Here is a 12250-nt window from a genome sequence, read left to right as displayed (position 1 = left end):
GCCCACAGACCTTTTGCCGTGAGACGAAGACCGCAATGACCGATTTCCAGGATGTCGATGCCCAACTTGAAGACTGGAACGTCTTGCGCAGCACCGCTTCGTTCAGTGGTTTGCTGGTGGGCAACGGCGCCAGTCGCGCGGTGTGGGACGATTTCGGCTACGAGTCGCTGTTCGAAAACGCCCGCACCGTTGAAGAAAAACCCCTGAGCCCGTCCGAGCTGAGCGTGTTCGATGCGCTGCAGACCCGCAGTTTCGAGCAGGTACTGAGCGCCCTGAAAACCACCAGCCGGGTTAACAAGGCCTTGGCTGTCAGCTCCGCCGCCCCACGCAATCGCTATTACGCGATCAAGGAAGCGCTGATCAACACCGTGCATGCGCTACATATCCCGTGGCGGCTGGTGGTGCCTTCGACGCTGGCGACGATCAATCAGGAACTGGCCAGTTATCGCACGGTGTTCACCACCAATTACGACCTGCTCACCTACTGGGCGGTGCAACACCAACCTGGGGCGATTACCGACCTGTTCCAGGGGGGCGAACCCGGTTTCGACCTGAGCGACACGGCCACCGACAAAACCCGTTTGCTGTACCTGCACGGAGGCCTGCACCTGGTGCGCAACCAGGACGGTACGGCGCGCAAGCTGATGTCGACCGAGGGCACGTTGCTGGGCAGTTTCGCCATCAACAACACGATCAAGACCCTCGACGACGTGCCGCTGTTCGTCAACGAAGGGCCGAGTGCGGACAAGCTCAAGACCATTCGCAGTTCGGACTATCTGTCGTTCTGCTACGAGCAATTACTCGGTCACGGCCAGGCGCTGTGCATCTTCGGCCATGCGTTGGGGGAGCAGGACAGCCATATCATCCACGCCTTGCGCCTGGCAAAACCGCAGGTGGTAGCGATCTCGATTTACCCGCGCAGTAAGGCGTTCATCCAGCACCAGAAGCGGCATTACGCGAAGGTGTTTGAGGGGACGGGGGTGGAGTTGCGGTTTTTTGATTCGAAGAGCCATGCGCTGGGTGGCCCGAAGCTCACCGTACCTGTCGAGGTTTAGCGGCGACGCAGTTAACGCTATCGCGAGCAGGCTCGCTCCCACAGGTGACCGAGTTCCTTCAGATAAAATGCGGTCGAATGTGGGAGCAAGCCCGCTCCCACATTCGGGGATGTGTGTTGAGTTCAAAGCACCGGCAGTGTCTTGTCCTTGACCACCTTGGTCGAGCCGTTGGCCTTCACGCTGGCGATGCCTTTCTCCATGGCGGCATCGGAGGAATAGGCCTCGCTGCTGCCGATGATCTCGTGGTTGCCCGCCTTGAGGTTGAAATACGGATGGCCATCCTTGGTGGTTTTCTTCTCGTAACGCTCATCCAGCGGGCTGTTGGCCTGGACCGAGGCGATGCCTTTGTCGGCGGCGGCGTGGGTGGTGTACAGCTCGCTGGTCAGAATGGTCTCGGCGTTGGCCGCCTTGAGGACAAACCTGAACTGACCATTGCTGCTTTTGCTCACTTCATACCATCCGGACATGCTCTTTCTCCTGGGCGATTGAGAGGTTGCGCGCTTCACAGTAAAGACCACACTGTTATTTCTGTCGCCTGTACCGGCCCCATCGCGGGCAAGCCCGCTCCCACAGGTTCAGCGTGATCCCTGTGTGCGAGCTTGCTCGCGATGGCGTCGACACGATCTTCCTTACTTCGCCGCAGCCCGCACCACCGACAACTCCGGCGTCGAATTCCGACGCTGACTCAGGTACCGCGTACAACTGACCCGCAAGAACGAGGCGAAATTGACCACCTCGCCGCGATAGTCCATCACCTCTTCATACAGCTTGGCGATCAACTGATTGGTGGTCATGCCATCGACTTCGGCGATTTCGCTGAGGATGTCCCAGAACTGATTCTCCAGCCGCAGGGTGGTGACCACCCCGCAGATGCGCAGCGAGCGAGAGCGCGATTCGTAGAGTATCGGGTCGGCTTTGACATACAGCTCGCACATGGACAGGTCCCTCGTTACAGCGTGATTTTGGTACCCAGCAACCCCAGGAAACCGGCCAGCCAGTTCGGGTGCGCAGGCCAGGCCGGAGCTGTGGCCAGATTGCCCTGAACATGGCCGTCCGTCACCGGAATATCGATATACGTACCGCCCGCCAGTCGCACTTCCGGAGCACAGGCCGGATAAGCGCTGCATTCGCGACCTTCGAGAACACCCGCGGCCGCCAGCAACTGCGCGCCATGGCACACGGCAGCGATCGGCTTGCCGGCCTTGTCGAATGCGCGCACCAGCTCCAGGACTTTTTCGTTCAGGCGCAGGTACTCCGGAGCACGGCCGCCGGGAATCAGCACGGCGTCATAATCAGCAGCGTTGACCTTGGCGAAATCGAAGTTGAGGGCAAACAGATGACCGGGTTTTTCGCTGTAGGTCTGGTCGCCTTCGAAGTCATGGATCGCCGTGCGCACGGTCTGGCCGGCAGCCTTGTCCGGGCAAACGGCGTGCACCGTGTGGCCGACCATCAGCAGCGCCTGGAACGGCACCATCACTTCATAGTCTTCGACGTAATCACCGACCAGCATCAGAATTTTTTTCGCAGCCATGGGGAGGACTCCTCTGGAAGTGGGCTTGCAGGAGTATTCAAGGTAGTCCTTATCCGGCTGGGCGGGTAACAACCGGCTACTACGAATGCACAGGACCACTGTAGGAGCTGCCGAAGGCTCGGGCCGCGTTCGGACGATCTTTTGATCTTGATCCTTGGATTTATTGGATTTGTGGCGCGGCGGGTAAAAAGATCGCAGCCTTCGGGAGCTCCTACGCGTTGCTCGCATTACTCGCAACTGTACGGATAAGTCTGTGCCTAGCTGTAACAGCGGCTTACACCGGGTTTATGGCTAGATAACACTACCTCCCACCCTCCACGATTCTGGTTGCCATCATGTCCTCGCGCGAAAACACCGGCATGGCCCTGGGCCTGCTCGGCGTTGTGATCTTCAGCCTCACCCTGCCCTTCACGCGGATCGTCGTGCAGGAACTGCACCCGCTGCTCAATGGCCTGGGCCGGGCACTGTTTGCAGCGGTTCCGGCGGCGTTGCTGTTGCTGTGGCACCAGGAAAAATGGCCGACCTGGAAACAGGTCAAAGGCCTGACGCTGGTGATAGCCGGGGTGATCCTCGGTTTCCCGGTATTGTCGGCCTGGGCCATGCAAACCTTGCCGGCGTCCCACGGTGCGCTGGTCAACGGTTTGCAGCCGCTGTGCGTGGCGCTGTATGCCGCGTGGTTGTCCCATGAGCGGCCTTCGAAAGCCTTCTGGGCCTGCGCGGCATTGGGCAGCGCGTTGGTGCTCGGTTATGCACTGATCAGCGGTGCCGGCAGCATTCAGGCCGGAGATTTGCTGATGCTTGGTGCCATTGCAGTGGGCGGATTGGGCTACGCCGAGGGAGGCCGACTGGCCAAGGAGATGGGTGGCTGGCAGGTGATCTGCTGGGCGCTGGTGTTGTCGACGCCGCTGCTGATCGGCCCGGTGGTGTATCTGGCGCTGCAGCATCAGGGCGAGGTTTCCGCCAAGACCTGGTGGGCCTTCGGTTATGTTTCGCTATTTTCGCAGTTCATCGGTTTCTTCGCGTGGTACGCCGGGCTGGCCATGGGCGGCATTGCCCGGGTCAGTCAGATCCAGTTGCTACAGATTTTCTTCACCATCGCCTTCTCGGCGCTGTTTTTCGGTGAACATGTGGAGCCGATTACCTGGCTGTTTGCTGGCGGCGTTATTGTCACTGTGATGCTCGGACGCAAAACGACAGTGCGCCCGGCGCGAACTGCCACTGCATGACCCTGTAGGAGCCGGCTTGCTGGCGATGGCGTCCTCGAGATCGCTATCGCCGGCAAGCCGGCTCCTACAGGATTGTGATGTTTACAAATAGCCGTCAGCGCGCAGCAAGGTTTCCAGGCAATGCTCGCTGATGTGATAGAAATCCTTCAGCTCCTGAATCTTCGCCAGCAACAAGGCCGGGGCCACCGGCTCGGCGCGTTTGACCGCCAGGATCATCTTGTTCTTGTTGGTGTGGTCCAGGGAGATGAACTCGAACACCTTGGTTTCGTAGCCACAGGCCTCAAGGAACAATGCGCGCAAACTGTCAGTGACCATCTCCGCCTGCTGGCCCAGGTGCAAGCCGTATTGCAGCATCGGCTTGAGCAGCGCCGGGCTCTGGATTTGCAGGCGGATCTGTTTGTGGCAGCACGGCGAGCACATGATGATCGAGGCGCCGGAACGGATGCCGGTGTGGATCGCATAGTCAGTGGCGATATCGCAGGCATGCAGGGCGATCATCACGTCCAGCTCGCTCGGCGCCACGCTGCGCACGTCACCGCACTTGAACACCAGGCCGGGGTGTTCAAGCCTGGCGGCGGCGGTGTTGCACAAGGTGACCATGTCTTCACGCAGCTCGACGCCGGTCACCTCGCCTTCGGCCTTCAAGGTGTTGCGCAGGTAATCGTGGATGGCGAAGGTCAGGTAACCCTTGCCCGAACCGAAGTCCGCCACGCGCACCGGTTTGTCCAGCGCCAGGGGCGACGAGGTCAGCGCATGGCTGAACACTTCGATGAACTTGTTGATCTGCTTCCACTTGCGCGACATCGCCGGGATCAGCTCATGCTGCTGGTTGGTCACACCCAGGTCGGCGAGAAACGGCCGGCTCAGGTCAAGAAAACGGTTTTTTTCACGGTTGTGCTCGGCCGATGGCACTTCGCGCAATTGTTGAGGTTTGCTCTTGAACAGCGATGACTTGCCCTTTTTGCTGTATTCGAGCTGGGCTTCGTCGGTCAACGCCAACAAATGCGCATTTTTGAACGACGCTGGCAGCAGCTCGGCAATGCTCGCCACGCCTTCGGCCAGCGGCAGGTTCTTGGTGATGTCGCGGGTCTTGTAGCGGTAGACAAAGGACAGGCAAGGCAGCGCCTTGACCGTCACCGGTTTGATGATGATCCGCTGCAGGTCCGTTTCATCGCCCACGTACTTGGCCAGCACCAGTTTGATGAACGCATTTTGCTCGAGGCTGGTTTGCACCAGGTCGATGAACTGGGCGTGATGATCCGGCGCGAGGCTGGCGGGAGTGGCGGTGACGGACATGGAAAAACGGCCTCAGGCGATGCAAATCGGAGAATGCCGGTATTTTAAGGGGGACGAGGACTTTGGGCACGGGGTTATTTTGCGGCAGGTCCCAGTCATGGTGCCCAGGACCTCAATACAACCGCTGAAAACTCAGGGTTCCACCAGGCGAAGCCTGCGGTTATTCGGCGAGTTGATGATGTGTTTGACGATCAGCCCCACTGGAACCGCCCAAGTCAGGCCATTGGCAGGGTCAGTCACCACGGCGACCGTTTCGGAACTGGCATCGATATCCAGGCGCCGCCGGTCGTTGCACGACTTGAGTACGCCGTAGGCACGGCTGACCAGCCTTTCCGCCAGGTACATCGGTACATCCATATTCTGCAGATGCTTCACCGCGCGACAAAACAGGACTTGATCATCGTTCCCCCCTTCACTTTCATGGCGCCCCAGAAACGCTTGGGCTATAGCCAACAGTTCCTCATTCATATCTGCATTTTCATCGATGACCTTCATGCTCACGTCTCCTGCGGCACGTCTGTGGTGGCAGGACTGATTGCTACGGGCCGGGCGGCACGGCGCAAATCGGGTCCGGCGCAAGGCAGGCGTACGGCCGGATTGGGCATGCCACTGGGCGAAAGTTCATGGGTCATTTCAAATTCGGCACGCACGGACCAACCGCAAGCTTCCGACGTGCATTGCAGATACGCCACCCGCAGGAAAATATGTCGGCCTTCGCTGGTGCGGATGCGCATCCTGTTCAAGCAGTGCGGGCACACCATTTTATAAGTACTCATGCTTGATTCCCGACGGTCATTGGGTGGCAATCAACCTGATCAAACGCAATACTGCTTGAGAGTTTCATCGCGGCGCTCCGGTCTTGCGAACAGTGTCTGCCAGACATAAGGAAGTGCATCGGGCAGTCGCGTAATGGGTTCGAGCCATGCTCGTAGGAAATCACCCTGATAGCATTAGGAAGTTTCGACATCGTATTCTTCTGACTCATCTTTGATGATTGATTAGTTACAAGAAAAAAAGTACTCATTACGCATAAATTAGGCACTCAAAAAGCATATGTCAAAAGGAAGAGGCTCAAATTGCGTAGCAAAAAATCACAAGCTGTTCTGGCTCGTTTAAAGCAAATTACAGGTACTAAAACCGATGTTTCTTTATCTTCGGCGCTACAGATCAGCCCGCAAACCCTTAGTAGCTGGAAAGGCCGCGACAGCACGCCGTACTCATTATGCGTAGAAATTGCTCAAACTCGGGGTATCTCCCTTGACTGGTTGCTGCTGGGCGAAGGTCCGATTTTGAGACAAACAGTTACTAATTCTTCGGAAGCCAATCAGGAAAGCACAACACGGGAAAACACCATTCTCACGCTCTGGCGGTTGCTCGACGAAGATGATCGCTGCGCCATACAACACGCACTCGAGGAAAAGCAACGACTGCGTGATATGGAACTCAGGCTTTCCGAAATGGCCTCCATTCTGGCAACACTTAAACCTTCGAATGAAACTTGATGACCTATGTAATCCGAAGTTTCATAGTTTCAAGACATGCCGCGCCCGCCACCCACACCAAAGCAACCCATTCATGGCCCCTTATCTTCGCCTTCGCAGGTGTCGAATGATTTCGCCGATACCGACGCTATCGATCCATTGCATGAACTTGATGCTCATAGGAATAACAACCAGTGCGCAAAGAAAGGCTGTCACGCCTGCTGTCAGAAAAGGCACCAGCGGATGTGCGACAGGCGTGAAGAGGTAACCGACACCCGCAGACAGCGACCAGGAACCGATGCGTTGCCAGGCCTTGAAGTCAGTGCGAGTGGTTGTAACCAGCCACGCGCCGAGCATTGCACCAAACAGTACCTCGCCATCAACCACTGGCAGTGATGCAATCCCCATTCCCAACATGAGCCCACTGATACCGTTGTAGGTCGAATCAGTCAGGCTCATGTGCACCTCGCGCAACGACCGAATCCACGATGATCGCTCCCGACTCGATCGCCTTGAGCAAGGCAGAACTGCGAGTGCTGACGTCGAACTTTCGGCGAATATTGGCGAAGTGAAAATTAACGGTAGATTCCGAGCAATTCTCGATCCTGGCGATTTCCCAGGAAGTCTTGCCCTTGAAACACCACATCAGGATTTGTGTTTCTTTCGCCGTCAGCTTCGCCGTTGGTGTACTTCCCTCTCCGCCGGGTGCTACCCGCGCCAAAGAGTCATTCGATTGTTGGGTTGACATAAGAATCCCTCTTTGCGGGAACACCCGTCGCTGGGCGTCCACTGTTAGAGAGAAATACTGACGATCAAGCCGAACCCGAACAATCGACGGGAGTTGTAGCGGCGAGCGCTACATAACGCGATGAAAAGTCTTAGCCGAGTACTACCAACCGGTTCGGCAACTCATTGCGCGCATGGGTCACTGGCACATGCACTTTGAGCAATTCGCCACAGGCTTCGATGCAGCTGACAAACCCTTGCAGCGTCTGCCCCTGCTTCACCTGTTGGGTGAACGTGGCGACAATGGCGTCCCAGTTCTTGTTGTCCAGGCGACTGGAAATCCCTTCATCCACCAGGATCTCCACATAACGCTCGGCCTCGGAGACGAAAATCAGCACGCCAGTGCTGCCCTCGGTGTGGTGCAGGTTCTGCTCCAGGAACTGCCGGCGCGCCAGGTTCGAGGCGCGCCAGTGGCGCACCGAGCGCGGGATCAGATGGGTGGTGACGTTCGGCAGGCGGAACACCAGGCACAGCACAATGAATAGCGCCCATTGCACCATCAGCAGGCTGTGCAGGGTCAGCCAACCGGTGAGGTAATGCACGACGCCCGGCACCAGCAGCGCCAGCAGGCTGGCCCACAGCAACGGGATGTACGCATAGTCGTCGGCGCGGGCCGCGAGCACGGTCACCAGTTCCGCATCAGTATCGCGCTCGACCCGGGCAATTGCCTCGGCCACTTTGCGTTGTTCGTGTTCAGTCAGTAATGCCATGTCGTGAAGTGCCTGCTCGTTTTTATTATCACCAGCCGCCGGACGAACCGCCCCCGCCGAAACTGCCCCCGCCGCCGCTGAAGCCTCCACCTCCACCGCCGCCGCCAAATCCACCACCGCCAAAGCCGCCCCCGGATCCGCCGGAGCCGCCCCGGCCGGCAGGAAGAATACCGAGCATCTGGCACACAAAAACAGTCAGGATGAACAACATCAGCAAAAACACGAACAACCCGGGATGCCGCGAGACGAAATCGCCCCCCGGATCGCCTCTGGATTCATACGCCGTGGAGGGTTCGTCCAGGGGGTTGCCGCCCAGCACCACCAGCATCGCCGCCACGCCGTCACTGATGCCCTTGCTGAAGTTGCCGGTCTTGAACGCCGGGGTAATGACCTGGTTGATGATCACCGAACTCTGGGCATCGGTCAGGCGATCCTCCAGGCCGTAGCCGACTTCGATGCGAAGTTTACGCTCGTCCCGGGCGACGATCAGCAAGGCGCCGTTGTTCTTGTCCTTCTGCCCGATGCCCCAGTGGCGGCCGAGTTGGTAACCGAAGTCGGCGATGTCGGCGCCTTGCAAATCCGGCAAAGTCACGACCACAAGCTGCTCGCCGGTGGCTTGCTCATGGGCCTGAAGTTGTTGGCTGAGTTGCTGGCGCACCGATGGCTCGATCATCTGCGCATTGTCGACCACCCGCCCGGTCAGCGCCGGGAAGCTCAGCTCGGCCCGGGCCGTGATCGTCACCAGCCAGAACAACAGCAACAGGACTGTTTTAAACACACGCATTAGCAACCTCTTCCGTCCCAAGCCTGGCCCTGTAGGAGCTGCCGCAGGCTGCGATCTGTTGATCTTGACCTTTAGCGCTCGCGAAAAAATCAAAGTCAAAAGATCGCAGCCTGCGGCAGCTCCTACAGGGTTGATTCAGAATTTGACCTCGGGGGCCTTTTCCGACCCCGGTGTGGCTTCGAAGGTCTCGCGCACCGGCAGGTCGCTGTACATCACGCTGTGCCACAGGCGACCGGGGAACGTGCGGATCTCGGTGTTGTATTTCTGCACCGCGAGGATGAAATCACGCCGGGCCACGCTGATCCGGTTCTCGGTGCCTTCAAGCTGCGATTGCAAGGCGAGGAAGTTCTGGTTGGCCTTCAGGTCCGGATAGCGCTCGGAGACCACCATCAAACGACTCAAGGCGCCACTGAGCTGATCCTGGGCCTGTTGGTACTGCTTGAGTTTTTCCGGGTTGTCGAGGGTCGAGGCATCCACCTGGATCGACGTGGCCTTGGCCCGAGCTTCAATGACCGCCGTCAGGGTCTCTTCCTCATGTTTGGCGTAGCCCTTGACGGTTTCCACCAGATTGGGAATCAGGTCAGCACGGCGCTGATACTGGTTCTGCACCTGGCCCCAGGCGGCCTTGGCCTGTTCGTCGAGGGTCGGGATATTGTTGATGCCGCAAGCGGTCAGCAACGTGGCCAGCATCAGCAGCGTGGCGACCTGCAGGCGCGAACGGTAGATTGGACTTACATTCATCAGGCTGAAGCTCCCTTGTACATTTCATGAAAAGACCGACCGTGAAACCTACTGAGCCGGCTCTTGGGGCATAATCGCCCGCGCCTCTGGATTGCAACGGGCCGATGGGCTAAAAAGAGGCCCTGCGCAAAAACGCATCCGCCATCTGGCTGTGGTTTTTTGGCTCTGGTCTTTTGAGCGGGCACCCGAACAACAATAGACGCTCCCTAAATTTTGGCTGGCCGGCGTGTGCATCGCCGTTTGGGCCCTTGAGAAAACTATTCATGAAGAAGCTGTGTTTGCTGGGCCTGTTCGTCAGCCTGGCCAGTCATAACGTATTGGCCGCCACGACACCCGCACCCCTGGAGAACAAGGAAGCCTTCGTCAGCAATCTGATGAAGCAAATGACCCTCGATGAAAAAATCGGCCAGTTGCGCCTGATCAGCATCGGCCCGGAAATGCCCCGGGAGCTGATCCGCAAGGAAATCGCGGCGGGCAACATCGGTGGTACGTTCAACTCGATCACCCGCCCGGAAAACCGGCCGATGCAGGACGCGGCCATGCGCAGCCGCCTGAAGATCCCGATGTTCTTCGCCTACGACGTGATCCACGGCCACCGCACCATTTTCCCGATCCCGCTGGCCCTGGCCTCGAGCTGGGACATGGACGCCATTGGCCTGTCCGGGCGCATCGCCGCCAAGGAGGCCGCGGCTGACAGCCTCGACATCACCTTCGCGCCGATGGTCGACATCTCCCGCGACCCGCGTTGGGGCCGTACTTCCGAAGGCTTCGGCGAAGACACCTACCTGGTGTCGCGCATTGCCGGCGTGATGGTCAAGGCGTTCCAGGGCACTGGCGCCAACGCGGCCGACAGCATCATGGCCAGCGTCAAGCATTTCGCCCTGTACGGCGCGGTCGAGGGTGGCCGCGACTACAACATCGTCGACATGAGCCCGGTCAAAATGTACCAGGACTATCTGCCACCGTACCGTGCGGCGATTGACGCTGGTGCCGGCGGAGTGATGGTCGCGCTGAACTCGATCAACGGCGTGCCGGCCACCGCCAACACCTGGCTGATGAACGACCTGCTGCGCAAGGAGTGGGGCTTCAAGGGCCTGGCAGTCAGCGACCACGGGGCGATTTTCGAGCTGATCAAGCACGGCGTTGCCGCCGACGGTCGCGAAGCGGCGAAGCTGGCGATCAAGGCCGGCATCCACATGAGCATGAACGACACCCTGTACGGCAAAGAGCTGCCAGGGCTGCTGAAGTCCGGCGAGATCCAGCAGAGCGACATCGACAATGCGGTGCGTGCGGTACTGGGCGCCAAGTACGACATGGGCCTGTTCAAGGACCCGTACCTGCGCATCGGCAAGGCCGAGGATGACCCGGTCGACACCTACGCCGACAGCCGTCTGCACCGCGCCGAGGCCCGCGATGTGGCGCGTCGCAGCCAAGTGCTGCTGAAAAACCGCAACGAAACCCTGCCACTTAAGAAGACTGCAAAAATCGCCCTGGTCGGTCCGCTGGCCAAGGCGCCCATCGACATGATGGGCAGCTGGGCCGCTGCCGGTAAACCGGCGCAATCGGTGACCCTGTTCGACGGCATGACCAACGCCCTGGGCGCTCAATCGACGCTGATCTACGCTCGTGGCGCCAACATCACCAGTGACAAGAACATCCTCGGCTACCTCAACTTCCTCAACTTCGACGCCCCGGAAGTGGTGGATGACCCTCGCCCGGCGAACGTGCTGATCGACGAAGCAGTGAAAGCGGCCAAGGACGCTGACGTAGTGGTTGCCGCCGTCGGCGAATCCCGTGGCATGTCCCACGAATCGTCGAGCCGCACCGACCTGAACATCCCGGAAAACCAGCGCGAGCTGATTCGCGCATTGAAGGCCACCGGCAAACCGCTGGTGCTGGTGTTGATGAACGGCCGCCCACTGACGATCCTCGAGGAGAAGGAGCAGGCTGACGCGATCCTGGAAACCTGGTTCACCGGCACCGAGGGCGGCAACGCCATCGCCGATGTGCTGTTCGGCGACTATAACCCGTCGGGCAAACTGCCGATCAGTATCGCGCGCTCGGTCGGCCAGATTCCGACCTACTACAACCACCTGACCATTGGCCGGCCGTTCACCCCGGGCAAACCGGGCAACTACACCTCGCAATATTTCGATGACACCACAGGCCCCCTGTACCCGTTCGGTTATGGCCTGAGCTACACCGAGTTCAGCCTGAGCGACATGGCCCTGTCGTCGACCACACTGAACAAGACCGGCAAGCTCGACGCCAGCGTCACAGTGAAGAACACCGGCAAGCGTGACGGCGAAACCGTGGTGCAGTTGTACATCCAGGACGTGGCCGGCTCGATGATCCGCCCGATCAAGGAACTGAAGAACTTCCAGAAAGTGATGATCAAGGCCGGCGAACAGAAGGTCGTGCACTTCACCATCACTGAGGACGAGCTGAAGTTCTACAACACCCAGCTCAAGTACGCGGCGGAGCCGGGCAAGTTCAACGTGCAGATCGGCCTGGATTCCCAGGACGTGACGCAGCAGAGTTTTGAGTTGCTGTAATCCCTGACACACCGCAAAAACCTGTAGGAGCGAGCCTGCTCGCGATGAGGCCATAACATTCAACATCATTGTTGACTGTCAGGCC

General features: G+C 58.9%; 15 protein-coding genes. 4 read left to right on the top strand and 11 right to left on the bottom strand.

What is annotated here, in order from left to right:
• Positions 1 to 35 precede the first annotated feature (35 nt).
• Positions 36 to 1055: a DUF4917 family protein gene (locus AC1D19_RS26595; protein ID WP_477765092.1), complete on the top strand. Its 1020-nt coding sequence runs from the start codon at positions 36 to 38 to the stop codon at positions 1053 to 1055.
• 122 nt (positions 1056 to 1177) lie between these two features.
• Here AC1D19_RS26595 and AC1D19_RS26590 read toward each other — a convergent pair whose 3' ends face one another.
• From AC1D19_RS26590 to AC1D19_RS26580, 3 genes are all read right to left on the bottom strand, one after another.
• Positions 1178 to 1522 (bottom strand): YegP family protein, encoded by a 345-nt coding sequence (locus tag AC1D19_RS26590; protein WP_116262203.1) that lies wholly within the window; start codon positions 1520 to 1522, stop codon positions 1178 to 1180.
• A 162-nt stretch (positions 1523 to 1684) separates the two neighbouring features.
• Positions 1685 to 1990, bottom strand: a complete 306-nt coding sequence (locus AC1D19_RS26585) for a ribbon-helix-helix domain-containing protein (protein WP_477765091.1) — start codon at positions 1988 to 1990, stop codon at positions 1685 to 1687.
• 14 nt (positions 1991 to 2004) lie between these two features.
• Complete coding sequence (locus AC1D19_RS26580) at positions 2005 to 2586, bottom strand: DJ-1/PfpI family protein (RefSeq protein ID WP_008051822.1); 582 nt, start codon at positions 2584 to 2586, stop codon at positions 2005 to 2007.
• A 335-nt stretch (positions 2587 to 2921) separates the two neighbouring features.
• On the opposite strand from AC1D19_RS26580, the gene AC1D19_RS26575 reads away from it, so the two are divergent.
• Positions 2922 to 3812 carry a DMT family transporter gene (locus AC1D19_RS26575; protein ID WP_477765090.1) on the top strand — a complete coding sequence of 297 codons (891 nt, stop codon included), beginning with the start codon at positions 2922 to 2924 and terminating at the stop codon, positions 3810 to 3812.
• A gap of 81 nt (positions 3813 to 3893) precedes the next feature.
• Here the strand turns inward: AC1D19_RS26575 and AC1D19_RS26570 are convergent, their stop codons facing one another.
• From AC1D19_RS26570 to AC1D19_RS26560, 3 genes are all read right to left on the bottom strand, one after another.
• Positions 3894 to 5108 (bottom strand): class I SAM-dependent methyltransferase, encoded by a 1215-nt coding sequence (locus AC1D19_RS26570; RefSeq protein WP_477765089.1) that lies wholly within the window; start codon positions 5106 to 5108, stop codon positions 3894 to 3896.
• 132 nt (positions 5109 to 5240) lie between these two features.
• Positions 5241 to 5603, bottom strand: a complete 363-nt coding sequence (locus AC1D19_RS26565) for a hypothetical protein (protein ID WP_477756057.1) — start codon at positions 5601 to 5603, stop codon at positions 5241 to 5243.
• Between the two features lie 2 nt (positions 5604 to 5605).
• Positions 5606 to 5884, bottom strand: a complete 279-nt coding sequence (locus AC1D19_RS26560) for an Ogr/Delta-like zinc finger protein (protein ID WP_477756058.1) — start codon at positions 5882 to 5884, stop codon at positions 5606 to 5608.
• A gap of 300 nt (positions 5885 to 6184) precedes the next feature.
• Here AC1D19_RS26560 and AC1D19_RS26555 point away from each other — a divergent pair, with 300 nt between their 5' ends.
• On the top strand, positions 6185 to 6610 hold the full coding sequence (locus tag AC1D19_RS26555) for a helix-turn-helix domain-containing protein (RefSeq protein WP_477765088.1): 426 nt from the start codon (positions 6185 to 6187) through the stop codon (positions 6608 to 6610).
• 81 nt (positions 6611 to 6691) lie between these two features.
• Here the strand turns inward: AC1D19_RS26555 and AC1D19_RS26550 are convergent, their stop codons facing one another.
• From AC1D19_RS26550 to AC1D19_RS26530, 5 genes are all read right to left on the bottom strand, one after another.
• Complete coding sequence (locus tag AC1D19_RS26550; RefSeq protein ID WP_477765087.1) at positions 6692 to 7048, bottom strand: putative holin; 357 nt, start codon at positions 7046 to 7048, stop codon at positions 6692 to 6694.
• Complete coding sequence (locus AC1D19_RS26545) at positions 7035 to 7337, bottom strand: helix-turn-helix transcriptional regulator (protein WP_477765086.1); 303 nt, start codon at positions 7335 to 7337, stop codon at positions 7035 to 7037. The genes AC1D19_RS26550 and AC1D19_RS26545 overlap by 14 nt, the downstream gene beginning before the upstream one ends.
• 130 nt (positions 7338 to 7467) lie before the next feature.
• Entirely contained in the window at positions 7468 to 8085 is a 618-nt protein-coding gene (locus tag AC1D19_RS26540; RefSeq protein WP_477756456.1) for a TPM domain-containing protein, read from the bottom strand.
• A 28-nt stretch (positions 8086 to 8113) separates the two neighbouring features.
• Positions 8114 to 8869 carry a TPM domain-containing protein gene (locus tag AC1D19_RS26535; RefSeq protein WP_477765085.1) on the bottom strand — a complete coding sequence of 252 codons (756 nt, stop codon included), beginning with the start codon at positions 8867 to 8869 and terminating at the stop codon, positions 8114 to 8116.
• Between the two features lie 135 nt (positions 8870 to 9004).
• Positions 9005 to 9610, bottom strand: coding sequence for a LemA family protein (locus tag AC1D19_RS26530; protein ID WP_477756454.1), 606 nt, complete (start codon positions 9608 to 9610; stop codon positions 9005 to 9007).
• Between the two features lie 263 nt (positions 9611 to 9873).
• Here AC1D19_RS26530 and bglX point away from each other — a divergent pair, with 263 nt between their 5' ends.
• On the top strand, positions 9874 to 12165 hold the full coding sequence (gene bglX / locus AC1D19_RS26525; protein WP_477765084.1) for a beta-glucosidase BglX: 2292 nt from the start codon (positions 9874 to 9876) through the stop codon (positions 12163 to 12165).
• The last annotated feature ends 85 nt before the right edge of the window (positions 12166 to 12250 follow it).

It is taken from the genome of Pseudomonas sp. P1_C12, assembly GCF_056406435.1.
Note: the sequence above shows the minus strand (reverse complement) of the source record. Positions and strands in the feature narration are given on the sequence as shown.

Bases quoted from the DNA above. Each gene is read 5' to 3' on its own strand.
- AC1D19_RS26540 (WP_477756456.1), bottom strand. From the start codon at position 8,085: ATGGCATTACTGACTGAACACGAACAACGCAAAGTGGCCGAGGCAATT.
- AC1D19_RS26535 (WP_477765085.1), bottom strand. From the start codon at position 8,869: ATGCGTGTGTTTAAAACAGTCCTGTTGCTGTTGTTCTGGCTGGTGACG.
- AC1D19_RS26530 (WP_477756454.1), bottom strand. From the start codon at position 9,610: ATGAATGTAAGTCCAATCTACCGTTCGCGCCTGCAGGTCGCCACGCTG.
- bglX (WP_477765084.1), top strand. From the start codon at position 9,874: ATGAAGAAGCTGTGTTTGCTGGGCCTGTTCGTCAGCCTGGCCAGTCAT.
- AC1D19_RS26545 (WP_477765086.1), bottom strand. From the start codon at position 7,337: ATGTCAACCCAACAATCGAATGACTCTTTGGCGCGGGTAGCACCCGGC.
- AC1D19_RS26560 (WP_477756058.1), bottom strand. From the start codon at position 5,884: ATGAGTACTTATAAAATGGTGTGCCCGCACTGCTTGAACAGGATGCGC.
- AC1D19_RS26590 (WP_116262203.1), bottom strand. From the start codon at position 1,522: ATGTCCGGATGGTATGAAGTGAGCAAAAGCAGCAATGGTCAGTTCAGG.
- AC1D19_RS26565 (WP_477756057.1), bottom strand. From the start codon at position 5,603: ATGAAGGTCATCGATGAAAATGCAGATATGAATGAGGAACTGTTGGCT.
- AC1D19_RS26570 (WP_477765089.1), bottom strand. From the start codon at position 5,108: ATGTCCGTCACCGCCACTCCCGCCAGCCTCGCGCCGGATCATCACGCC.
- AC1D19_RS26575 (WP_477765090.1), top strand. From the start codon at position 2,922: ATGTCCTCGCGCGAAAACACCGGCATGGCCCTGGGCCTGCTCGGCGTT.
- AC1D19_RS26550 (WP_477765087.1), bottom strand. From the start codon at position 7,048: ATGAGCCTGACTGATTCGACCTACAACGGTATCAGTGGGCTCATGTTG.
- AC1D19_RS26580 (WP_008051822.1), bottom strand. From the start codon at position 2,586: ATGGCTGCGAAAAAAATTCTGATGCTGGTCGGTGATTACGTCGAAGAC.
- AC1D19_RS26595 (WP_477765092.1), top strand. From the start codon at position 36: ATGACCGATTTCCAGGATGTCGATGCCCAACTTGAAGACTGGAACGTC.
- AC1D19_RS26585 (WP_477765091.1), bottom strand. From the start codon at position 1,990: ATGTGCGAGCTGTATGTCAAAGCCGACCCGATACTCTACGAATCGCGC.